Source organism: Streptomyces bottropensis ATCC 25435 (assembly GCF_000383595.1).
GTDB lineage: Bacteria > Actinomycetota > Actinomycetes > Streptomycetales > Streptomycetaceae > Streptomyces > Streptomyces bottropensis.
The window spans coordinates 6,290,926-6,311,846 of sequence record NZ_KB911581.1 but is presented as its reverse complement, the minus strand read 5'-3'; the positions used below and the strand labels follow the sequence as shown (position 1 = coordinate 6,311,846).

Below are 20,921 nucleotides of genomic sequence, written 5' to 3'. Positions count from 1 at the left end.
TGGGGATACTCACACCATGTCTGCCGAGTACGCGACCTTCGGCCTGGCACCGGCGATGCGAGCCGGTGGCGTCCTCGCCAACGGTGACTACCAGGTGCACCGGGACTTCGTGGACTTCATCGTCGACGGACGCCCGCTGCTGTACCAGCTCTCCGACCTCGATGCCGTCTCCCCACTAGCCTCCGACGTCCCGCCCTCGATCTTCACCGCCCAGGTGCGCAGCCTGCTCCTGGAAGCCGAAGCCCCCCTGACGCAGGGCCGTTACATCATCTACGGCTGCCCCGAATGCGCCGACCTCGCCTGCGGAGCCGTGACCGCGGTCATCGAGCGGGCCGGCGAGGACTTCGTGTGGCGGGACTTCGCCTGGCAGACGGCGGAGGAGGCCGACCTCAAGCTGAACGGCTACACGGGCATCGGTCCGTTCCGCTTCCGCGGCCCCGAGTACCGCGGCGCGCTGCAGTCCCTGCTGTCGGAGTCCGCCGCCGAGCCGTCGGTCCGCCGCCGGGTCCTCCTCATCGGTGCCCGGGTCGCCGTCCTCGCCAGACTCGCCGCCGCCCTGCGTGCCATCGGCATCGGCACCGACATAGCGCACGACGCCACCGGTGTGCCCGAGGACGAACTGCGGACCTACGGTGCCGTGGTCTTCGGCCGGGCCGTCGGCGAGGCGGACCGCGCCGCCGTGCGCCTGGCCTTCGACCGCGCGGGGGTCAAGGTCGCCTACGTCGACGGGCTCGCCCCGATCATCCCGCTGCTCGTCGCCCAGATCGAACACGCCCTCGACCGCAGCCCGGCACGGCAGCGCCGCCTGATCCGTCTCGTCGCCGCCGGGGGACAGGCCGGCATCGAGATCACCTCCACCTGCCGCGTGGAGCTGACCGCCTACCGCCTCGACCGGCTCTACCGCCCCCACACCTACCGCTTCTTCGACGGCATCCTCCCGGCCGGCCGGCACCGCATCGGCCTGGACCCCAAGGCGGTGAGGGGAGAGTCGTTCATCGTGGCCCGCACCTCGGGAACGGTCCTGGTGGAGCCGATGGCGGCGTGAGTTCGCAGGGCGGGCGGGACCCGGCACCCGACGCGGCTGGGAGGTCCCGTCCTCCTGTCGTTAGGATCGCCCCCTGTGACCGCCACCCTCGTCGTCAAGAACCTCGCCGCCGGCCACGGCGACCGCTCCCTCTTCTCCGGGCTCGACCTCGTCGTCGCCCCCGGCGATGTGATCGGGCTGGTCGGCGCCAATGGCGCGGGCAAGTCCACGCTGCTCAGGCTGCTCGCCGGTCTGCTCCCGCCGGAGGAGGGCGAGCTGCGGCTGTCCCCGCCCACGGCGACCGTCGGCCACCTGCCGCAGGAGCCGGAGCGCCGGGAGGGCGAGAGTGTCCGGCAGTTCCTCGCCCGGCGCACGGGCGTGGCCGAGGCCCAGCGCGTGATGGACGAGGCCACTCAGGCCCTGGTGGACGGCGCGCCCGGCGCCGACGACGCGTACTCGGTGAGCCTGGAGCGCTGGCTCGACCTGGGCGGCGCCGATCTGGACGAGCGTGCGGAGGAGGTCACCGCCTCCCTCGGCCTCGGCGTCGACCTGGACCAGCCGATGACCGGCCTCTCCGGCGGCCAGGCCGCCCGCGCCGGACTCGCCTCGCTCCTCCTCTCCCGCTACGACGTCTTCCTCCTCGACGAGCCCACCAACGACCTGGACCTCGACGGTCTGGAACGGCTCGAACGCTTCGTCTCCGGCCTGCGCGCGGGCACGGTGGTCGTCAGCCACGACCGCGAGTTCCTCACCCGCACGGTCACCAAGGTCCTCGAACTCGACCTCGCCCAGAACCAGATCAACCTCTACGGCGGCGGCTACGAGGCCTATCTGGAGGAGCGGGAGACGGCCCGTCGGCACGCCCGCGACGGCTTCGAGGAGTACGCCGACAAGAAGGCCGCCCTCCAGGACCGCGCCCAGATGCAGCGCTCCTGGATGGACAAGGGCGTCAAGAACGCGCGGCGCAAGGCGAACAACGACAACGACAAGATCGGCCGCAAGTTCCGCAGCGAGGCGAGCGAGAAGCAGGCCGCCAAGACCCGGCAGACCCAGCGCATGATCGAACGGCTGGACGTCGTCGAGGAGCCGCGCAAGGAGTGGGAGCTGCGCATGGAGATCGCGCCGGCCCCGCGTTCCGGTGCCGTCGTCGCCACCCTGCGCGACGCCGAGGTGCGGCGCGGCGACTTCGCCTTCGGACCGGTGTCGCTGCAGATCGACTGGGCCGACCGCATCGCCATCACGGGCGCGAACGGCGCCGGCAAGTCGACGCTGCTGGGCGCGCTGCTCGGCCGCGTCCCGCTGGACTCGGGACACGCCGTCCTCGGCTCGGGCGTCCTGGTCGGCGAGGTCGACCAGGCGCGGGGGCTCTTCCACGGCCCCGAGTCCCTGCTCGACGCCTTCGCCGCGGCCGTCCCCGACACGGAACCCGCCGAAGTACGCACCCTCCTCGCCAAGTTCGGCCTCAAGGCGGCCCACGTCCTACGCCCGGCGGTCACCCTCTCCCCGGGCGAGCGCACCCGCGCGGCCCTCGCGCTCCTCCAGGGCCGAGGCGTCAACCTCCTGATCCTCGACGAGCCCACCAACCACCTCGACCTCCCCGCCATCGAACAACTGGAGTCCGCCCTCGACTCCTACGAGGGCACGCTCCTCCTGGTCACCCACGACCGCCGCATGCTGGACGCGGTCCACGTGACTCGCCGCCTCACCGTGGAGGCGGGCAAGGTGACGGAGGGCTGAGCACCGCTGTCGACTGCGGCTGAGCGGGGGCTGGTCGCGCAGTTCCCCGCGCCCCTAAAAGCCCAGGCCCTGCTGGTGGGGGAGGGACGTGTAGGGGCGGCGGGGGCGAACCCCCGCCGCCACACTCACCGCCGCTTCTTGTCCACCAACCCCGCCCGCCGCAACGCATCAGCCATCGCACTGTTGGAGGGCGCGGGAGCCCCAGCCCCCTGCCGGGACCCACCGCCCCCACCCCCACGCCCCTGCTGCCGGGGCGGCTGGGACCCACGCCCCCCACGCTGAGGCCGAGACCCCCCGCCCGACTGCCCCGCGCCGCCCTGCCCCTTCGCCGCCGCCTCGTCATCGAGCCGCAGCGTCAGAGAGATCCGCTTCCGCGGAATGTCGACGTCGAGCACCTTCACCTTCACGATGTCCCCGGGCTTCACCACATCCCGCGGATCCTTCACGAACGTCTTGGACAGCGCGGAGACATGCGCCAGACCGTCCTGGTGGACACCGATGTCGATGAACGCCCCGAAGGCCGCCACGTTCGTCACGACCCCCTCCAGCACCATCCCGGACACCAGGTCGGAGATCTTCTCCACGCCCTCCTTGAAGGTGGCCGTCTTGAAGGCCGGCCGGGGGTCACGCCCCGGCTTCTCCAGCTCCTTCAGGATGTCCGACACGGTCGGCAGACCGAAGGTCTCGTCCACGAAGTCCGCGGGCCTGAGCGACCGCAGCACCTCCGTGTTGCCGATGAGCGCCGCCACCTCCTGGCCGGAGGTCTTCACCATCCGCCGTACGACGGGGTACGCCTCCGGGTGCACGCTGGACGCGTCCAGCGGGTCGTCGCCGCCCCGGATCCGCAGGAACCCCGCGCACTGCTCGTACGCTTTCGGACCGAGCCGCGCCACGCCCTTCAGCTGGGAACGCGACGTGAAGGGGCCGTTGGCGTCGCGGTGGGTCACGATGTTCTCGGCGAGGCCGGAGGAGATGCCGGACACACGCGCGAGGAGCGGCGCGGAAGCCGTGTTCACGTCCACACCCACCCCGTTCACGCAGTCCTCCACCACCGCGTCCAGTGAACGCGACAGCTTCACCTCGGACAGGTCGTGCTGGTACTGCCCGACACCGATGGACTTCGGGTCGATCTTCACCAGCTCGGCCAGCGGGTCCTGGAGGCGGCGCGCGATGGACACGGCGCCACGCAGCGAGACGTCCATGCCCGGCAGCTCCTGCGAGGCGAACGCCGACGCCGAGTACACGGATGCGCCGGCCTCGGACACCATCACCTTGGTGAGCTTCAACTCCGGGTGCTTGGTGATCAGTTCACCGGCCAGCTTGTCGGTCTCGCGGGAGGCCGTGCCGTTGCCGATCGCGATCAGGTCGACCGCGTGCTCCTTGGCGAGCCGCGCCAGCTTCGCGATGGCCTCGTCCCACTTGTTGGCCGGGACGTGCGGGTAGATCACGTCGGTCGCCACGACCTTGCCGGTCGCGTCCACCACGGCGACCTTCACGCCCGTACGGAAACCGGGGTCGAGGCCGAGCGTCGCGCGGGTGCCGGCGGGGGCGGCGAGGAGCAGGTCGCGCAGGTTCGCCGCGAACACGTTCACCGCCTCGTCCTCGGCGGCCGTCCGCAGCCGCAGCCGCAGATCGATGCCGAGGTGGACGAGGATCCGGGTCCGCCAGGCCCAACGGACCGTGTCCGTCAGCCACTTGTCACCGGGGCGCCCGCGGTCGGCGATCTGGAAGCGATGGGCGACGATCCCCTCGTAGGACGAGGGACCGGGCTGCTCGGAGGGCTCCTCGGGCTCCAGGACGAGATCGAGGACGTCCTCCTTCTCACCGCGCAGCATCGCCAGGATGCGGTGGGAGGGCAGATCGGTGAACGGCTCCGCGAAGTCGAAGTAGTCGGCGAACTTGGCGCCCGCCTCCTCCTTGCCGTCCTTCACCTTGGCGGCCAGCCGCCCCCGTACCCACATGCGCTCGCGCAGTTCGCCGATCAGGTCGGCGTCCTCCGAGAACCGTTCGGTGAGGATCGCCCGCGCGCCGTCCAGCGCGGCCTGCGGATCGGCGACGCCCTTGTCGGCGTCCACGAACGCCGCGGCGGCGGCCGACGGCTCGATCGTCGGGTCGCCGAGCAGTCCCTCGGCCAGCGGTTCGAGGCCCGCCTCCCGGGCGATCTGCGCCTTCGTGCGCCGCTTGGGCTTGAAGGGGAGGTAGATGTCCTCCAGCCGTGCCTTGGTCTCCGCGGCACGGATCTGCGCCTCGACCTCCGGCGTCAGCTTGCCCTGCTCGCGCACCGAGTCGAGGATCGCCGTCCGCCGCTCCTCCAGCTCCCGCAGATAGCGCAGCCGCTCCTCCAGCGTGCGCAGCTGCGCGTCGTCGAGCATCTCCGTCGCTTCCTTGCGGTAGCGGGCGATGAAGGGCACGGTCGAACCGCCGTCGAGCAGCTCCACCGCGGCTCTGACCTGCCGCTCCCGTACGCCGAGTTCCTCGGCGATCCTGCCTTCGATGGACCCTACGAGGGGTGTCGTCACGTTCCCGTACCGCCTTCTCCACTGGGGTTGCGCGGCAATTGTGGCAGGTGGCACCGACAGCGGGGGCTCAGGCCGTGAGACTCGTCGACCGGGACGGGCGGACCGGACCCGGACCGGACAGGACGTGGCCGGAAGGGACGTGGCCGGAAGGGACGGTCCGGACGCACGGGGAGCCGGACGCGTCGCTCGCGTCCGGCTCCCGAGGTCCACTCGGCCGTCTCAGGCCCGACGGGCCCGCCCGCCGCCGCGCGTCGAACTCGACGCGCCGCCGAAGAGCCGGGCCACGGCCCGGAACGGCAGCGTGACCACCGTCGCGATGGCCCCACCGATCTGTCGCAACACGTCTGCGATGGCACGGAACACGTACTTCCCCTTTCGTTTCCCGGCTGGCTGGGCCAGGACTGATCGGGTACCGCGTCCGCCGTCGTTCATGCCTGAACCGTTCGGATCAGCCCTTGCCGGTCATCCCCGCCGGGAACGCCCCCGCGGCGAGCATGGTCGTCACCAGTGTGCTCATCAGCTCGGTGAGCCGCTCCACCCCGGCCGCGCCCAGATGCTCGTACGGCGCCAGGTCGAGCCGGTCCGTGGCGTCCTCGATGTTCCGGCGCAGGGCCACACCCGCCTCCGTCAGTTCGCCGTCGCCGTCGGTCAGCCCGCGCTCCCGGAGCCGGGTGAGCGCGGTGTCCCACTCGTCCCGGCTCCAGCCGCGTGTGCCGGCGGCCCACTTCGGGGACATGCCCTTGCCGGTCGCCGTGTGGCTGGCCAGCGCCTCCACCGGATCCAGACCGGCGTCGAGGAGCACCGCGAGATGCCCGTCGCCCCGGTGCTCGCGCAGCAGCGTGGCCGCGTGCCAGAGCGCGAGGTGGGGGCGCTCGGGTACGGGGAGATCAGCGTGCGCGGCATACAGGGGGCGCGCGGTCCTCGTGCACGCCTCGGTGGCGCGCAGGGCCAGCCGCGCCGCCTCGGCCAGTTCCTCGGAGGCGATCAGCTCCTCACCGAGCAGCCGCCGCAGCGTGGCGTCGACGGCGCGTTCACGGGCCGCCAGCACCGCCGGAGGCGCGGCGGCCTCCCACACGGCGGGCACGTGCTCCGCGACCAGCTCATGACGGAAGTTGAAGAACGTCGCCGTCACCACGCCCGCGCCGACCGGGCCCATGGCCGCGGCCCGCACCGCGAAGTACGCCGCCTGCGGGTGCTTCACCCCCACGGCGGCCAGCTCCCGGCCGAGGTCCGGCGAGAAGTAGTGCGCGGAGTGGAAGGGATTGAGGAAACCATGGCAGCGCCGCCCGGCGCGGTCCGGCAGAGAGGAGGTCATGGCGGGCATGTTACCGACCGGTTAGTAGGTCGTGGGGAGTCGGACCGCCCGTCTTTTCGTCCATGGCAGGAAAGGAGGGGTGCTCGTCATTGCGGCCATGCCCCGCCCGCCCAAGAATCGATGACATGCGAACTGTCCTGGTCGTCCTCTTCGACGGCGTGCAGAGCCTCGACGTCACGGGCCCGCTGGAGGTCTTCGCCGGCGCGGAACAGCACACTCCGGGGACGTACCGCATCGTCACGGCCTCCCTGGACGGCACGCCCGTGCGCACCTCCAGCGGGCTCACCCTCGTCCCCGACCACTCCCTCGCCGCCGCACCCACCCCGCACACCCTGCTGGTCCCCGGAGGCCAGGGCACCCGCAGCCCCGCCCCCGAGACCGTCGCCTGGCTGCGCGAGCACGGCCCGCGCGCAAAGCGCCTGGTCTCGGTCTGCACCGGCGCGATCCTGCTCGCCGAGGCGGGCCTGCTGGACGGCCGCCGGGCCACCACCCACTGGGCGTACTGCGACACCCTGGCCCGCCACCACCCGGCGATCGAGGTCGACCCCGACCCCATCTTCGTCCGCGACGGCGACATCGCCACCTCCGCCGGTGTCACCTCCGGCATCGACCTGGCCCTCGCGCTCGTCGAGGAGGACATCGGCCGCGACGCGGCCCTCACCATCGCCCGCCACCTCGTCGTCTTCCTCCGCAGACCGGGCAACCAGGCCCAGTTCAGCGCCCAGCTGGCCGCCCAGACGGCCAAGCGGGAGCCGCTCCGCGACGTCCAGCAGTGGATCACCGAGCATCCCGCAGCCGACCTGGGGGTCGAGCGCCTGGCCGCCCGCGCCCGGCTCTCACCCCGCCACTTCGCCCGCGCCTTCCGGGCCGAGACGGGCATGACCCCGGGCCGATACGTGGACCGCGTCCGCCTCGAACACGCGCGCCGCCTCCTGGAGGACACCGCCGACGGCGTCGAGGAGATCTCCCGCACCTGCGGCTACGGCACCGCCGAGGCCATGCGCCGCGCCTTCGTGAAGGCCCTCGGCGCCTCCCCGGCGGAGTACCGCCGCCGCTTCCGCCCGGCCTCCGCCCCCACCCACTGAAAGGGATCCCATGCAGATCGCCATCGTCCTCTTCGACCGCTTCACCGCCCTCGACGCGGTGGGCCCCTACGAGACCCTCGGCCGTCTGCCCGACGCCGAACTCGTCTTCGTCGCCGAGGAGAGGGGCCCGGTCCGCTCCGACACCGGCGCCCTCGCGCTCACGGCCGACAGGACCCTCGCCGAGGTCCCGAGTCCGGACATCGTCGTGGTGCCGGGCGGTCCCGGCCAGTTCGCGCAGATGGAGAACGAGACCCTCCTCGCGTGGCTGCGCACGGCCGACCGCACCAGCGCCTGGACGACCTCCGTGTGCACCGGCTCCCTGCTGCTGGCCGGCGCCGGTCTCCTCGAAGGCCGCCGGGCCACCTCGCACTGGCTGGCGCTGGACTTCCTCAAGCAGTACGGCGCCGAGCCCACGGGGGAGCGGGTCGTGTTCGACGGCAAGTACGTCACCGCGGCCGGGGTCTCCTCCGGCATCGACATGGGCCTGACCCTGGTGGGCCGGATCGCGGGCGACGAACACGCCCAGGCCGTCCAGCTGATGACCGAGTACGACCCGCAGCCGCCCTACGACGCCGGCGCCCCGCACAAGGCCCCCGCCCACCTGGTGGAGGAGTTCCGCACCAACAGCCGCTTCGCCCTGATGTGACCGCTGCCGGCCGCCCCTCAGACCGTCCAGGTGAACCGGGGCTGCCGGCGTTCCAGGAACGCGGCGACGCCCTCCGCGGCGTCGGCGCTGCCGCGTGCCTGCTCGGCCCAGTGGGCGTCGCGGTCGGTGCGGCCGTTCGCGAACTCCTTGGCCGCCGCCTGCGTCAGCCGGGAGCGCGAGACCAGCACCCGGGTGAACTCCGCGAGACGACCGGCGAGTTCGCCCACGCGCAGCACCTCGTCCACCAGCCCCGTGCGCAGTGCGCGCTCCGCGTCGATCAACTCACCCGAGAACAGCAGGTACTTGGCGGTGCCCGGCCCGACCAGCGACACCAGCCGCCGCGTGGAGGAGGCCGGGTAGACGAGCCCCAGCTTCGCCGGAGTGATCCCGAACAGCGCCCCCTCCTCCGCGAACCGCAGATCGCAGGCCGCCGCCAGTTGCGAGCCGCCGCCCACGCAGTGGCCCCGGATCGCCGCGAGGGTCGGCTTGGCGAAGGCGGCGAGGGCCTCCTCGGCACGACCCGCCAGCTCCTGGGCCTCGCCCGGGGCCTCCCGCAGCGTGGAGATGTCGGCGCCCGCGCAGAACGTGTCGCCCTCCCCGGTGAGCACCAGGGCCCGTACACCGGGGTCGGCGCCCAGCCGGTCGAGCAGCGGGGGCAGCGCCCGCCACATCCCGGCCGTCATGGCATTGCGCTTGGCCGGGTGGTGGACGACGACGGTCGCGACCCCGTCGGCGACGGATTCCAGCAGCTGAGGCTCCATGCACCGGATGCTAGCCACCCCTCGCGCGCGTACGAGCGGGGCCCCGTCGCGGGCCCGGCGGGCGCTCCGGTCGGCGCGCCACCGGCTTCGGCGTCATACCCGTACAACCCGAATAGTTCCGCAAGGGACAAGTGTCGAACAAAGACGGTCGCACGACTTACTCATTCGCTCGCGAACGATCCGAAAGTCGTCGATACGCGCTGACTTCTGTTCAGTCCTCCGTGCTCGGCGCTCCGTTACCAACACTCGACATGTGGTGACAATCGAGCGCAAGGGTGGCGACCGGACGATGGACGACCAAGGGCGCGGGAGCGACCCACGCCCTGACGGCGGCGGGCACGGCTCCGAGGACCCGGGTCCGCCGGAGCCACTGCCCTACGAAGGGGTCTGGCGGTTCACCGCTGCCGCCGTCGACGCCTCGGTGCCGCAGGCGCGGCGCGCCGTCCGGGACCTGCTCGCCCGTCAGGGTGTGCCGATCTCGGACGACCTCGTCCAAGGACTTCTGCTGATCGTCTCCGAGCTGGTGACGAACGCCGTCAAACACGCGGCGCTCCTGTCGCCCACGCTGGCCGTCGAGGTCGCCGTCGGAGCGGAGTGGGTGCGGGTCTCCGTGGAGGACAACCACCCCTACCGCCCGACCGCCCTGGAGACCGACCACGGCCGCCTCGGCGGCCGCGGTCTGCTGCTGGTGCGCGAGATCACGCTGGAGGCGGGCGGCGTCTGCGACGTCGAGCACACCGCGAGCGGCGGCAAGGTGATCTGGGCCGCCCTGCCGCTCAGACCCGCACACCTGATCCAGGGGTGAGTGATCACCGGTCCGCGGATCGGGTCCACCGACCCGGTGCCGTCACCAGCCCGCGGCCGGACCCGTCAGCTCCCTGACCGCCGGCCGGGCCGCGTCCAGCACCGTCATGAACCAGGCCGAGAAGATGTCCTCGGCGTGCCGCTCCGCCAGCTCGCCCGGGGTCACGAACGCGGTGGCCCCGACCTCCTCCGGGTCCGGCCGCAGCGGGGCCTGCAGCAGACCGACGAACAGATGGTTGAACTCCTGCTCCACCAGGCCCGAGTCCGGGTCCGGGTGGTTGTAGCGGACCGTGCCCGCCTCGCCGAGCAGCGCCGGGGAGACCCCCAGCTCCTCGTGCGTCCGCCGCGCGGCCGCCGCGAAGGGGGACTCGCCCGGGTAGGGGTGCCCGCAGCAGGTGTTCGACCAGACGCCGGGGGAGTGGTACTTGCCGAGGGCCCGCTGCTGGAGCAGCAGCCGCCCGCGCTCGTCGAACAGGAACACGGAGAAGGCCCGGTGCAGTTGACCGGGCGGTTGATGAGCGGCCAGCTTCTCCGCGGTGCCGATCGTGGTGCCGTCCTCGTCGACCAGCTCCAGCAGGATCGCTTCCGTGGTCCCGTTCTGCGAACTCTGCACCGCGGTGGCAGGTGTGATCGGCATGCCCATCCTTCGCCTCGTTCTTCGAGCCTCAAGTCTGCCGCACGAAACCGCCGCTCCCGGCACTTCGCGCGAACCCGCATGTCCTACCCGCCCGCCCCGGCCCGCAGACACGCCCAGGCCCGCGCGTCACACCCCGAAGGCGGCCGGATACCTGAGGGTGCCGGGCGCCACCGGCGCGGAACCGTCCAGCACCAGCGCCATCATCGCCGCGTCCGGCACGTCGAAGCCCGGCCGGATGCCGTACTCGGACGCACGTACGAAGCCGAAGCGCGGGTAGTACTCCGGATGCCCCAGGACGAGGACCAGCCCCTCCTCACGCGCGCGTGCCGCCTCCAGTGCCGCGCGGACGACGGCCGCACCCGCTCCCTGCCGCTGCCGGTCCGGCAGCACCGCGACGGGCGCCAGCGCCAGCGCGGGGACCTCGTCCACATGGCAGCGCGTGATGAGCGCGTAGGCCGCGAGCGTGCCGTCCGGCGCCTCGGCGACGTAGGACAGCTCCGGCAGCCAGGCCCCGGGGTCCTCGCGGAGCGCGTCGACGAGCCTGGCCTCCGCGTCGGTCTCGAAGGCGGCGGCGTTGACGGCGTACACCCCCTCCCGGTCGGCCGGCGTCTCCGGTCGCGTCGTCCAGTGGGTCGTCCCGGTGGTCAGTGACACAGTCTCGCCTCGTGTTCCGCGTGGCCGCTCGGCTCCAGCTGGAAGGTGCAGTGCTCGACGTCGAAGTGGTCGCCGATGCAGCCCTGGAGGTCGTGCAGCATCTTCTCGTGGCCGATGGAGTCCAGCGTGTCGGAGCCGACCACCACATGGGCGGAGAGCACCGGCATACCGGACGTGATCGTCCAGGCGTGCAGGTCGTGGACGTCCTCCACGCCGGGCAGCGCCAGGATGTGGGCTCGCACCTCGGCCATGTCGACGTTCTTCGGGGCCGCCTCCAGCAGGACGTCGAGGGTCTCGCGCAGCAGTTTCACCGTCCGCGGGACGATCATCAGGCCGATGACCAGCGAGGCGATCGGGTCCGCGGCCTGCCAGCCGGTGAGCAGGACGACCGTCGCGGAGATGATCACCGCCACCGAGCCGAGGGCGTCCGCGGCCACCTCCAGGAAGGCGCCCCGTACGTTCAGGCTCTCCTTCTGGCCGCGCATCAGCAGCGTCAGCGAGATCATGTTCGCGACCAGACCGATCGCGCCGAACACGACGGTCAGCCCGCCCTCGGTGCCGACCGGTGTGACGAAGCGCTGGATCGCCTCGTACAGGACGTAGCCGCCGACGCCGAGCAGCAGCAGGCAGTTCGCGAGCGCCGCGAGTATCTCGGCGCGGGCGTAGCCGAAGGTGCGGTTGCCGCTCGGCGGGCGGTTCGCGAAGTGGATCGCGAGGAGCGCCATCCCGAGACCCACCGCGTCCGTCGCCATGTGGGCCGCGTCCGCGATGAGCGCGAGCGAATCGGCGAGCACGCCGCCGACGATCTCGACCACCATGACGGTGAGCGTGATCGACAGCGCGACGCGCAGCCGTCCGCGGTACGCCGCTGCCGCCGTACCCGTGGTCGGCGCGTGATGCGCGTGCCCGTGATCGTGCCCAGCCCCCATGGGGTTGCCGCCTCTCGAAAGCGTCCGTGTGTTCGGCTCCGGACCACAGTGAACTACGGGTGGGGGGTATCCGGCAACGCGGCACTGAACACCGTTGTCATGTGCTCTGACCTGCGGAAACGATGTGCAGGTCAGAGCGTTGCCATGATCGGTACGGGTCAGAGGCCGCGATGCAACCGCCAGCCCTCCCAGGCCGACTCGACCATCTCGCGCACCCCGCGCCGGGCCGTCCAGCCGAGCTCCCGTTCGGCCCGTGCGGCCGAGGCGACCGCGCGCGGCGCGTCGCCGGGACGGCGCGCCTCGACGAGCGCGGGGCGTCGGTCGCCGGTCACCTCGCCCACCAGGTCGATGAGTTCGCGGACCGAAACGCCCTCGCCGCGGCCGATGTTCACGGTCAGGTCGCCCGTGGCGCCCCCGGCGAGGCGCCGGGCGGCCGCGAGGTGCGCGTCGGCGAGATCGGCGACGTGGATGTAGTCCCGCACGCAGGTGCCGTCCGGGGTCGGGTAGTCGTCGCCGAAGATCCGCGGGGCCTCGTCACGGGTGAGGCGGTCGAAGACCATCGGGACGACGTTGAAGACGCCCGTGTCGGCCAGTGCCGCGTCGGCGGCCCCCGCCACGTTGAAGTACCGCAGGCACACGGTGGCCATGCCGTGCGCCCGGCCGGCGGCCCGGACCAGCCATTCCCCGGCGAGTTTGGTCTCGCCGTACGGGCTCATCGGGGCGCACGGGGTGTCCTCGGTGATGAGGTCCACGTCCGGGTTGCCGTAGACGGCGGCGGAGGAGGAGAAGACGAAGCGGTCCACCCCGGCTCCGGCCGCCGCCTCCAGGAGGGTGGCGAGACCGCCGACGTTCTCCTGGTAGTAGCGGGTGGGCTGGGCGACGGACTCGCCCACCTGCTTGCGGGCGGCGAGGTGGACCACGCCGGTCACGGCGTGCTCGGCCAGGACGCGCTTGAGGAGGTCGGCGTCGAGGGCGGAGCCGTGGACCAGCGGGATGTGCTCGGGGAGGCGGCCGCGGACCCCTGCGGAGAGGTCGTCCAGTGCGACGACCTGTTCGCCGGCCTCGGTCATGACCTTCGCCACGTGTGCGCCGATGTAGCCCGCCCCGCCTGTGATCAGCCATGTCATGGGGCCACCTTATTCGGGGGCGGGCCGGGGGCCGTGTTGTGTCCGTTCACCGGGGAGGGCGTGCAGGGTTGGCGGGCACGGCTCTCGTCGTGGCCCGACGCACGGTTCCCCGCGCGGTGTGCGGGGGACGCGGATCACGGTCCTCACAGGGGCCCGCACCCACTCCTTGACCCCGTATGAACTGATATGCGTACCGGAGTTTGTGGCGCACCCCCCACATCCCCGATGATGATCGCGGCGGAGGAGCAACGCCCTGAGCAGGTGCGACCGATCAGGCCGTGAACGGGCGGTGAACGCCTGCTTCCCTTCATCCGATAACCTCTGCCGACACGCCGCCGGCCCCCAGGGCCTGGCCGCCTTCCACCACGTACATGTCCGGCGCGGTCGCGTCGGCACCCAGGGAGTGAGTTCCTCTGTCGACCGCCATCCTCACCGGTCAGCCGGTGCCCGGATCGTCGCTGGAGGGCGATCTGCGCTCGCTCGGCTTCGACGTGCGGGTCGCCTCCGACGCCGGTGACGCCGCGAGGCTCCTGGCGGCGGTGCCCGCGGACCAGCGGGTCGCGATCGTCGACGCCCGCTTCGTGGGCCACGTGCACGCCCTGCGCCTGGGACTCACCGACCCCCGCTTCGAGGCGGCCGCCCTGCCGGGCGCCGTGACCGTACGGGCCGCCGGCCGTCAGGCGCTGACCCGGGTGCTCACCCGCGAGAACCCCGCCGCGAGCGGCGGCACCGCCGTCGCCGTCGACAGCGTCGCCGACCGGATCGTCGCCGCCCTCGACGCGGACGGCGTCAGCCTGTACCGCCCCGAACTCGGCACCCTGGTCGCCGCCGTCCCCGCCGACCCGCGGACCCGCGACGAGGCCCACCGGGCGGTCGCCGCCGTCGACGACGAGGCCGTACGCCTGCGCACCGCGGTGAAGTCCCGCGACGGCTTCTTCACCACGTACTGCATCAGCCCGTACTCCCGCTACCTCGCCCGCTGGTGCGCCCGCCGGGGCCTGACCCCGAACCAGGTCACCACGGCCTCGCTGATCACCGCCCTGATCGCGGCGGGCTGCGCGGCCACCGGCACCCGCGGCGGCTACGTCGCGGCCGGCCTGCTGCTGATCCTCTCCTTCGTCCTCGACTGCACCGACGGCCAGTTGGCCCGCTACTCCCTGCAGTACTCCACGCTCGGCGCCTGGCTCGACGCCACCTTCGATCGCGCCAAGGAGTACGCCTACTACGCGGGCCTCGCCCTCGGCGCCGCCCGCGGCGGTGACGATGTATGGGCCCTCGCGCTCGGCGCGATGGTCCTGCAGAGCTGCCGGCACATCGTCGACTTCTCCTTCAACGAGGCGAATCACGACGCCACCGCCAACACCAGCCCCACGGCCGCGCTTTCGGGCAAGCTCGACAGCGTCGGCTGGACGGTCTGGATCCGCCGGATGATCGTCCTGCCGATCGGTGAGCGCTGGGCCATGATCGCCGTCCTCACGGCGGTCACCACACCGCGCGTCACCTTCTACGCGCTGCTCGTCGGCTGTGCCTTCGCCGCGACCTACACCACGGCCGGCCGCGTCCTGCGCTCACTGACGCGCAAGGCGAAGCGGACGGACCGTGCGGCGCGGGCGCTGGCGGACCTCGCGGACAGCGGGCCCCTGGCCGAGTTCCTCGCCCGTGTCCTGCCCGGCGGACCGCGTGCCCTGGCGCCGGTGTTCGCCCTCGCGGGCGCTGCCGTCGTGGTGCTCGCGGCCTGGATCGACGGGCCCGGCCGGGCGGTGGTCATCTGCGCCGGCGCGTACGTCCTGGTGTCCGCGGAAGCCGTCGCCCGCCCCCTCAAGGGCCCCCTCGACTGGCTGATCCCCCCGCTCTTCCGCGCCGCCGAGTACGGCACCGTCCTGATCCTCGCGGCGAAGGCCGAGGTGAACGGCGCCCTTCCGGCGGCTTTCGGGCTGGTGGCCGCGGTCGCCTACCATCACTACGACACGGTGTACCGCATCCGCGGGGACGCCGGAGCGCCGCCGCAGTGGCTGGTGCGGGCCATCGGGGGACACGAAGGCAGGACCCTGCTGGTCACCGTCCTGGCCGCGCTGCTCGCGCCCACAGAGTTCAAGGTCGCGCTCACGGCTCTCGCCGTGACCGTGGCGCTGCTGGTGCTCTTCGAGAGCATCCGCTTCTGGGTGACCGCCCATAAGACAGGCGCACCCGCCGTACACGATGAAGGAGAACCCGCATGATCGGCCTCGTGCTGGCGGCCGGCGCCGGACGGCGTCTTCGCCCCTACACCGACACCCTTCCCAAGGCGCTCGTGCCGGTCGGTCCGGAGGGCGACGAGGACAGCCTCACCGTTCTCGACCTGACGCTCGGCAACTTCGCCGAGATCGGCCTGACCGAGGTCGCGATCATCGTCGGGTACCGCAAGGAGGCCGTCTACGAGCGCCGCGAGGCGCTGGAGCAGAAGTACGGCGTCAAGATCACCCTGATCGACAACGACAAGGCCGAGGAGTGGAACAACGCCTACTCCCTGTGGTGCGGCCGTGACGCCATCAAGCACTCGGTGATCCTCGCCAACGGCGACACCGTGCACCCGGTCTCCGTCGAGAAGACCCTGCTGGCCGCCCGCGGCGACGGCAAGAAGATCATTCTCGCCCTCGACACGGTGAAGTCCCTCGCCGACGAGGAGATGAAGGTCGTCGTCGGCCCCGAGGGCGACATGACGAAGATCACCAAGCTGATGGACCCGGCCGAGGCGACCGGTGAGTACATCGGCGTCACCCTCATCGAGGGCGAGGCCGCCGACGAGCTGGCCGACGCCCTGAAGACGGTCTTCGAGACGGACCCGCAGCAGTTCTACGAGCACGGCTACCAGGAGCTCGTGAACCGCGGCTTCCGTATCGACGTGGCCCCCATCGGTGACGTCAAGTGGGTCGAGATCGACAACCACGACGACCTCGCCAAGGGACGTGAGATCGCGTGCCAGTACTGACGAGGCTCATCCCCTCGCCGATCGTCGTGGACATCCGTCCCGGCGCGCTCGATGACCTGGCGACGATCCTGTCGGACCAGCGCATCGCGCCGTCGGGCCGGCTGGCCTTCGCCATCAGCGCCGGCTCCGGCGCCGCGCTGCGCGACCGGTTCGCCCCGGCGTTCCCGGAGGCCGACTGGTTCTGCGACGCCGACGGCACCATCGACGGCGCGGTGCGGCTCGCCGACTCGATCAAGAAGGGCGGTCACTACGACGCCGTGGTCGGGCTCGGCGGCGGCAAGGTCATCGACTGTGCCAAGTACGCGGCCGCCCGGGTGGGCCTGCCGCTGGTCGCCGTCGCCACCAACCTCGCCAACGACGGTCTGTGCTCCCCGGTCGCCACCCTCGACAACGACGCGGGCCGCGGCTCCTACGGTGTGCCGAACCCGATCGGCATCGTCATCGACCTCGACGTCATCCGCGAGGCACCGGTGCGCTTCGTGCGCGCCGGCATCGGCGACGTGATCTGCAAGATCTCCGCCGTGGCCGACTGGGAGCTGTCCAGCCGGGAGACGGGCGAGAAGGTCGACGGACTGGCCGCCGCCATGGCCCGCCAGGCCGCCGAGGCCGTGCTCCGCCACCCCGGCGGGGTCGGCGACGACGAGTTCCTGACGACGTTGTCCGAGTCGCTCGTCCTGTGCGGGATCTCCATGTCCGTGGCCGGCGACAGCCGTCCCGCCTCGGGCGCCTGTCACGAGATCAGCCACGCCTTCGACCTGACCTTCCCCAAGCGCAACGCCCTGCACGGCGAACAGTGCGGCCTCGGCGGCGCGTTCGCCACGTTCCTGCGGGGCAACCACGAGGTCGCGGGCCAGATGGTCGAGGTCCTGCGCCACCACGGCCTGCCGGTCCTCCCGGACGAGATCGGCTTCACCGTGGACGAGTTCGTCCAGGTCGTGGAGTTCGCCCCGCAGACCCGGCCGGGCCGCTACACCATCCTGGAACACCTCGAACTGAGCACCGACCAGATCAAGGACGCCTACGCCGACTATGCCAAAGCCATCAGTAGCTGAACTCCGCCCGGTCGTTCACCCCCCGGGTGTGAAGGACCGGCGGAGCGGTGAGCACTGGGCCGGCCGGCTCTACATGCGCGAGATCTCGCTGCGGATAGACCGGCACCTGGTGAACACCCGGGTCACGCCCAACCAGCTGACCTACCTGATGACCGTCTTCGGCGTCCTCGCCGCCCCGGCCCTGCTGGTGCCGGGCATCCCGGGCGCCGTCCTCGGTGTGCTGATGGTCCAGCTGTACCTGCTGTTCGACTGCGTCGACGGCGAGATCGCCCGCTGGCGCAAGCAGTACTCGATGGCCGGCATCTACGTGGACCGGGTCGGCGCCTACCTCTGCGACGCGGCCGTGCTGGTCGGCTTCGGCCTGCGCGCCGCCGACCTGTGGGGCACCGGCCGCATCGACTGGCTGTGGGCCTTCCTCGGCACGCTCGCCGCGCTGGGTGCCATCCTGATCAAGGCCGAGACGGATCTCGTCGGGGTGGCCCGGCACCAGCAGGGCAAGCCGCCGGTCCAGGAGTCGGCCGCCGAGCCGCGCTCCTCCGGCATGGCGCTGGCCCGCAGGGCCGCCGCCGCCCTGAAGTTCCACCGGCTGATCCTCGGCGTCGAGGCCTCCCTGCTCATCCTGGTCTTCGCGGTCCTGGACCAGATGCGGGGCGACCTGTTCTTCTCCCGGCTCGGCGTCGCCGTGCTCGCCGGCATCGCGCTGCTGCAGACCCTGCTGCACCTGGTGTCCATCCTGGCCTCCAGCAGGCTGAAGTGAGCGGCGGCATGAAGGTCGGCGCGGTGATCATCACCATGGGCAACCGCCCCGACGAACTCCGCGCCCTCCTCGACTCGGTCGCCAAGCAGGAGGGCGACCGGGTCGAGGTGGTCGTCGTCGGCAACGGCTCGCCCGTCCCGGACGTCCCCGAGGGCGTACGGACGGTCGAGCTGCCCGAGAACCTCGGCATCCCCGGCGGCCGCAACACGGGCATCGAGGCGTTCGGCCCCAGCGGCCGGGACGTCGACGTGCTCCTCTTCCTCGACGACGACGGCCTGCTCGCCCACCACGACACCGCCGAACTCTGCCGCCGGGCCTTCGAGGAGGACCCGCGACTCGGCATCGTCAGCTTCCGGATCGCCGACCCGGACACCGGGCAGACCCAGCGGCGCCATGTCCCCCGGCTGCGGGCCGCCGACCCGATGCGCTCCTCCCGGGTCACCACCTTCCTCGGCGGCGCCAACGCCGTACGCACCCAGGTCTTCGCCGAAGTCGGCGGGCTCCCGGACGAGTTCTTCTACGCGCACGAGGAGACCGACCTCGCCTGGCGGGCCCTCGACGCGGGCTGGATGATCGACTACCGCTCCGACATGGTGCTGTACCACCCCACGACCGCCCCCTCCCGGCACGCGGTCTATCACCGCATGGTCGCGCGCAACCGCGTCTGGCTCGCGCGCCGCAACCTCCCGGTCCCGCTCGTCCCGGTCTACCTGGGCGTCTGGCTGCTGCTGACCCTCCTGCGCAAGCCCTCCGGCCCCGCGCTGAAGGCCTGGTTCGGCGGTTTCAAGGAGGGCTGGACGAGCCCCTGCGGCCCCCGCCGGCCCATGAAGTGGCGTACGGTGTGGCGGCTGACCCGACTGGGCCGACCGCCCGTCATCTGACAAGCTCGAAATCTGAGAGCATTCGGCCGTACCCGGCCCAGGTTTCCGCCTCGGTCCGACCAGGCTGCGCACTTTGAGGACGAAAGTTTCCATTTGTGAGTGAGACAACGCATGACGGCAGGGTTGTGGTGAGCGACCGTCCGTCGCCCGACGACGGGCTCTCCGCGACGGAACTGGCCGCCAAGTACGGGCTCGCCGTGAGCGGCGCCCGGCCCGGACTCGTGGAGTACGTCCGCCAGATGTGGGGGCGGCGTCACTTCATCCTCGCCTTCTCCCAGGCGAAGCTCACCGCGCAGTACAGCCAGGCCAAGCTGGGCCAGCTGTGGCAGGTGGCCACCCCGCTGCTCAACGCGCTCGTGTACTTCCTGATCTTCGGCCTGATCCTCGACGCCGACCGGGGCATGTCACGCGAGGTGTACATCCCGTTCCTGGTCACGGGTGTGTTCGTGTTCACCTTCACGCAGAGTTCCGTGATGGCGGGCGTCCGCGCGATCTCCGGCAACCTGGGCCTCGTGCGCGCCCTGCACTTCCCGCGCGCCTCGCTGCCCATCTCCTTCGCGCTCCAGCAGCTCCAGCAGCTGATGTTCTCGATGATCGTGCTGTTCTGCGTGGCGGTCGGCTTCGGCAGCTACCCGCGGCTGTCCTGGCTGCTGATCGTCCCCGTGCTGGTGCTGCAGTTCCTGTTCAACACCGGCCTCGCGCTGATCATGGCCCGCCTGGGGTCCAAGACCCCGGACCTCGCGCAGCTGATGCCTTTCGTGATGCGGACCTGGATGTACGCCTCCGGCGTGATGTTCTCCATCCCGGTGATGCTGGAGGACCACCCCGAGTGGATCGCCAGCGTCCTGCAGTGGAACCCGGCAGCGATCTACATGGACCTGATGCGCTTCGCGCTGATCGACGGCTACGGCTCGCAGAACCTGCCCCCGCACGTGTGGGCGGTCGCCGGCGGCTGGGCCGCGCTGATCGCGCTCGGCGGCTTCGTGTACTTCTGGAAGGCGGAGGAGAGGTACGGCCGTGGCTGAGTCACTCATCCCCACCGTCATCGCGGACGAACTGCACATCGTCTACCGCGTCAACGGCGCCAAGACCGGCAAGGGCAGCGCGACCGCCGCCCTCAGCCGCATCGTCAAGCGCGGCGAGGAGCGCGGCGTGCGCAAGGTGCACGCCGTCAAGGGCGTCTCCTTCATCGCCTACCGAGGCGAGGCCATCGGGCTGATCGGCTCCAACGGCTCCGGCAAGTCCACCCTGCTGCGCGCGATCGCCGGTCTGCTCCCGGCGGAGAAGGGCAAGGTCTACACCGACGGCCAGCCCTCGCTGCTCGGCGTCAACGCCGCCCTGATGAACGACCTCACGGGCGAGCGGAACGTCATATTGGGCGGCCTCGCGATGGGTATGTCCCGCGAGCAGATCAGGGAGCGCTACCAGGGCATCGTCGACTTCTCGGGCATCAACGAGAAGGGCGACTTCATCACCCTGCCGATGCGTACCTACTCCTCCGGCATGGCGGCCCGGCTGCGGTTCTCCATCGCGGCGGCCAAGGACCACGACGTGCTGATGATCGACGAGGCCCTCGCCACCGGCGACCGCGCGTTCCAGAAGCGGTCCGAGGCCCGTATCCGCGAGCTGCGCAAGGAGGCCGGCACGGTCTTCCTGGTCAGCCACAACAACAAGTCCATCCGGGACACCTGCGACCGGGTGCTGTGGCTGGAACGCGGCGAACTGCGCATGGACGGCCCGACGGACGAGGTCCTGAAGGAATACGAGAAGTTCACGGGCAAGTAGTCCCGAACGACCCGGGCCCCACCGGAACTGTTCCGGTGGGGCCCGGCGTCTGCAGGGGATACCGGGGAGCCGCGTCCGCAAAGGAAACGCCAACTTCGGCAAGGATCGGCAAGGACCGTGCCAACTCCGGCCGCCCGTAGGAATCTTGGGGGCAATCGGTGCTTTCTTGTGATGTGCAGGACACCCCGACGGAGCATGGTGCGTTGTACAACGTAAGCTGTAACGGTGCCGAATTGCGGC

20 protein-coding genes are annotated in these 20,921 nt (G+C 71.5%); 12 read left to right on the top strand and 8 right to left on the bottom strand.

All coding sequences use genetic code 11. The annotated features are described in order from the left end of the window. The first annotated feature begins 16 nt into the window (after positions 1-16). Together STRBO_RS0128185 and STRBO_RS0128180 are read left to right on the top strand one after the other, a co-directional pair. A complete protein-coding gene (locus tag STRBO_RS0128185) occupies positions 17-1,045 on the top strand; it encodes a hypothetical protein (RefSeq protein WP_005484641.1) in 1,029 nt (342 codons plus the stop codon). 75 nt (positions 1,046-1,120) lie between these two features. Next, positions 1,121-2,761, top strand: coding sequence for an ABC-F family ATP-binding cassette domain-containing protein (locus tag STRBO_RS0128180; RefSeq protein WP_005484640.1), 1,641 nt, complete (start codon positions 1,121-1,123; stop codon positions 2,759-2,761). Between the two features lie 125 nt (positions 2,762-2,886). On the opposite strand, the gene STRBO_RS0128175 is transcribed toward STRBO_RS0128180, so the two are convergent. The 3 genes from STRBO_RS0128175 to STRBO_RS0128165 all read right to left on the bottom strand — a co-directional run bounded on the left by STRBO_RS0128175 (position 2,887) and on the right by STRBO_RS0128165 (position 6,595). Then, entirely contained in the window at positions 2,887-5,280 is a 2,394-nt protein-coding gene (locus STRBO_RS0128175) for a Tex family protein (RefSeq protein ID WP_005484638.1), read from the bottom strand. Positions 5,281-5,499: 219 nt separating this feature from the next. Then, positions 5,500-5,643, bottom strand: coding sequence for an LPFR motif small protein (locus tag STRBO_RS45550; protein ID WP_020115189.1), 144 nt, complete (start codon positions 5,641-5,643; stop codon positions 5,500-5,502). An 85-nt stretch (positions 5,644-5,728) separates the two neighbouring features. Next, on the bottom strand, positions 5,729-6,595 hold the full coding sequence (locus STRBO_RS0128165) for an SCO6745 family protein (protein WP_020115188.1): 867 nt from the start codon (positions 6,593-6,595) through the stop codon (positions 5,729-5,731). Positions 6,596-6,720: 125 nt separating this feature from the next. Here STRBO_RS0128165 and STRBO_RS0128160 point away from each other — a divergent pair, with 125 nt between their 5' ends. Together STRBO_RS0128160 and STRBO_RS0128155 are read left to right on the top strand one after the other, a co-directional pair. Next, positions 6,721-7,680 (top strand): GlxA family transcriptional regulator, encoded by a 960-nt coding sequence (locus tag STRBO_RS0128160; protein WP_005484632.1) that lies wholly within the window; start codon positions 6,721-6,723, stop codon positions 7,678-7,680. Between the two features lie 10 nt (positions 7,681-7,690). Then, positions 7,691-8,326, top strand: a complete 636-nt coding sequence (locus STRBO_RS0128155) for a DJ-1/PfpI family protein (RefSeq protein WP_005484630.1) — start codon at positions 7,691-7,693, stop codon at positions 8,324-8,326. 17 nt (positions 8,327-8,343) lie between these two features. Here the strand turns inward: STRBO_RS0128155 and STRBO_RS0128150 are convergent, their stop codons facing one another. Beyond that, positions 8,344-9,087, bottom strand: coding sequence for an enoyl-CoA hydratase/isomerase family protein (locus tag STRBO_RS0128150; RefSeq protein WP_005484628.1), 744 nt, complete (start codon positions 9,085-9,087; stop codon positions 8,344-8,346). 289 nt (positions 9,088-9,376) lie between these two features. Between STRBO_RS0128150 and STRBO_RS0128145 the strand changes: the two genes are divergently transcribed. Beyond that, entirely contained in the window at positions 9,377-9,892 is a 516-nt protein-coding gene (locus STRBO_RS0128145; protein WP_020115187.1) for an ATP-binding protein, read from the top strand. Between the two features lie 42 nt (positions 9,893-9,934). Here STRBO_RS0128145 and idi read toward each other — a convergent pair whose 3' ends face one another. The 4 genes from idi to galE form a co-directional block, all read right to left on the bottom strand. Continuing rightward, positions 9,935-10,528 (bottom strand): isopentenyl-diphosphate Delta-isomerase, encoded by a 594-nt coding sequence (gene idi, locus STRBO_RS0128140; protein WP_028796888.1) that lies wholly within the window; start codon positions 10,526-10,528, stop codon positions 9,935-9,937. A 126-nt stretch (positions 10,529-10,654) separates the two neighbouring features. Beyond that, positions 10,655-11,182 carry a GNAT family N-acetyltransferase gene (locus tag STRBO_RS0128135; protein WP_005484623.1) on the bottom strand — a complete coding sequence of 176 codons (528 nt, stop codon included), beginning with the start codon at positions 11,180-11,182 and terminating at the stop codon, positions 10,655-10,657. Further along, positions 11,173-12,111 (bottom strand): cation diffusion facilitator family transporter, encoded by a 939-nt coding sequence (locus tag STRBO_RS0128130; RefSeq protein WP_005484621.1) that lies wholly within the window; start codon positions 12,109-12,111, stop codon positions 11,173-11,175. Before STRBO_RS0128130 ends, STRBO_RS0128135 begins: the two co-directional genes overlap by 10 nt. A 158-nt stretch (positions 12,112-12,269) precedes the next feature. After that, positions 12,270-13,238: a UDP-glucose 4-epimerase GalE gene (gene galE, locus STRBO_RS0128125; protein ID WP_005484619.1), complete on the bottom strand. Its 969-nt coding sequence runs from the start codon at positions 13,236-13,238 to the stop codon at positions 12,270-12,272. 413 nt (positions 13,239-13,651) lie between these two features. Here galE and STRBO_RS0128120 point away from each other — a divergent pair, with 413 nt between their 5' ends. The 7 genes from STRBO_RS0128120 to STRBO_RS0128090 all read left to right on the top strand — a co-directional run bounded on the left by STRBO_RS0128120 (position 13,652) and on the right by STRBO_RS0128090 (position 20,681). Beyond that, positions 13,652-15,457, top strand: a complete 1,806-nt coding sequence (locus STRBO_RS0128120; protein ID WP_028796887.1) for a DUF5941 domain-containing protein — start codon at positions 13,652-13,654, stop codon at positions 15,455-15,457. Beyond that, positions 15,454-16,206, top strand: coding sequence for a phosphocholine cytidylyltransferase family protein (locus STRBO_RS0128115; RefSeq protein ID WP_005484617.1), 753 nt, complete (start codon positions 15,454-15,456; stop codon positions 16,204-16,206). The genes STRBO_RS0128120 and STRBO_RS0128115 overlap by 4 nt, the downstream gene beginning before the upstream one ends. After that, positions 16,194-17,258 (top strand): iron-containing alcohol dehydrogenase family protein, encoded by a 1,065-nt coding sequence (locus tag STRBO_RS0128110; RefSeq protein ID WP_005484615.1) that lies wholly within the window; start codon positions 16,194-16,196, stop codon positions 17,256-17,258. Before STRBO_RS0128115 ends, STRBO_RS0128110 begins: the two co-directional genes overlap by 13 nt. A 28-nt stretch (positions 17,259-17,286) precedes the next feature. Then, the gene (locus STRBO_RS0128105) at positions 17,287-18,015 is read left to right on the top strand and encodes a CDP-alcohol phosphatidyltransferase family protein (RefSeq protein ID WP_005484614.1); all 729 of its coding nucleotides are present in this window, start codon (positions 17,287-17,289) and stop codon (positions 18,013-18,015) included. An 8-nt stretch (positions 18,016-18,023) separates the two neighbouring features. Next, positions 18,024-18,896, top strand: a complete 873-nt coding sequence (locus STRBO_RS0128100; RefSeq protein WP_020115185.1) for a glycosyltransferase family 2 protein — start codon at positions 18,024-18,026, stop codon at positions 18,894-18,896. Between the two features lie 95 nt (positions 18,897-18,991). Next, complete coding sequence (locus STRBO_RS0128095; protein ID WP_028796886.1) at positions 18,992-19,921, top strand: ABC transporter permease; 930 nt, start codon at positions 18,992-18,994, stop codon at positions 19,919-19,921. Then, positions 19,914-20,681 (top strand): ABC transporter ATP-binding protein, encoded by a 768-nt coding sequence (locus tag STRBO_RS0128090; RefSeq protein WP_005484611.1) that lies wholly within the window; start codon positions 19,914-19,916, stop codon positions 20,679-20,681. Before STRBO_RS0128095 ends, STRBO_RS0128090 begins: the two co-directional genes overlap by 8 nt. The last annotated feature ends 240 nt before the right edge of the window (positions 20,682-20,921 follow it).

What these genes read in the sequence shown, in the direction of transcription:
- STRBO_RS0128100 (WP_020115185.1), top strand. Translation starts at nt 18,024, where the DNA reads ATGAAGGTCGGCGCGGTGATCATCACCATGGGCAACCGCCCCGACGAA.
- idi (WP_028796888.1), bottom strand. Translation starts at nt 10,528, where the DNA reads ATGCCGATCACACCTGCCACCGCGGTGCAGAGTTCGCAGAACGGGACC.
- STRBO_RS0128165 (WP_020115188.1), bottom strand. Translation starts at nt 6,595, where the DNA reads ATGACCTCCTCTCTGCCGGACCGCGCCGGGCGGCGCTGCCATGGTTTC.
- STRBO_RS0128145 (WP_020115187.1), top strand. Translation starts at nt 9,377, where the DNA reads ATGGACGACCAAGGGCGCGGGAGCGACCCACGCCCTGACGGCGGCGGG.
- STRBO_RS0128185 (WP_005484641.1), top strand. Translation starts at nt 17, where the DNA reads ATGTCTGCCGAGTACGCGACCTTCGGCCTGGCACCGGCGATGCGAGCC.
- galE (WP_005484619.1), bottom strand. Translation starts at nt 13,238, where the DNA reads ATGACATGGCTGATCACAGGCGGGGCGGGCTACATCGGCGCACACGTG.
- STRBO_RS0128155 (WP_005484630.1), top strand. Translation starts at nt 7,691, where the DNA reads ATGCAGATCGCCATCGTCCTCTTCGACCGCTTCACCGCCCTCGACGCG.
- STRBO_RS0128150 (WP_005484628.1), bottom strand. Translation starts at nt 9,087, where the DNA reads ATGGAGCCTCAGCTGCTGGAATCCGTCGCCGACGGGGTCGCGACCGTC.
- STRBO_RS0128115 (WP_005484617.1), top strand. Translation starts at nt 15,454, where the DNA reads ATGATCGGCCTCGTGCTGGCGGCCGGCGCCGGACGGCGTCTTCGCCCC.
- STRBO_RS0128130 (WP_005484621.1), bottom strand. Translation starts at nt 12,111, where the DNA reads ATGGGGGCTGGGCACGATCACGGGCACGCGCATCACGCGCCGACCACG.
- STRBO_RS0128160 (WP_005484632.1), top strand. Translation starts at nt 6,721, where the DNA reads ATGCGAACTGTCCTGGTCGTCCTCTTCGACGGCGTGCAGAGCCTCGAC.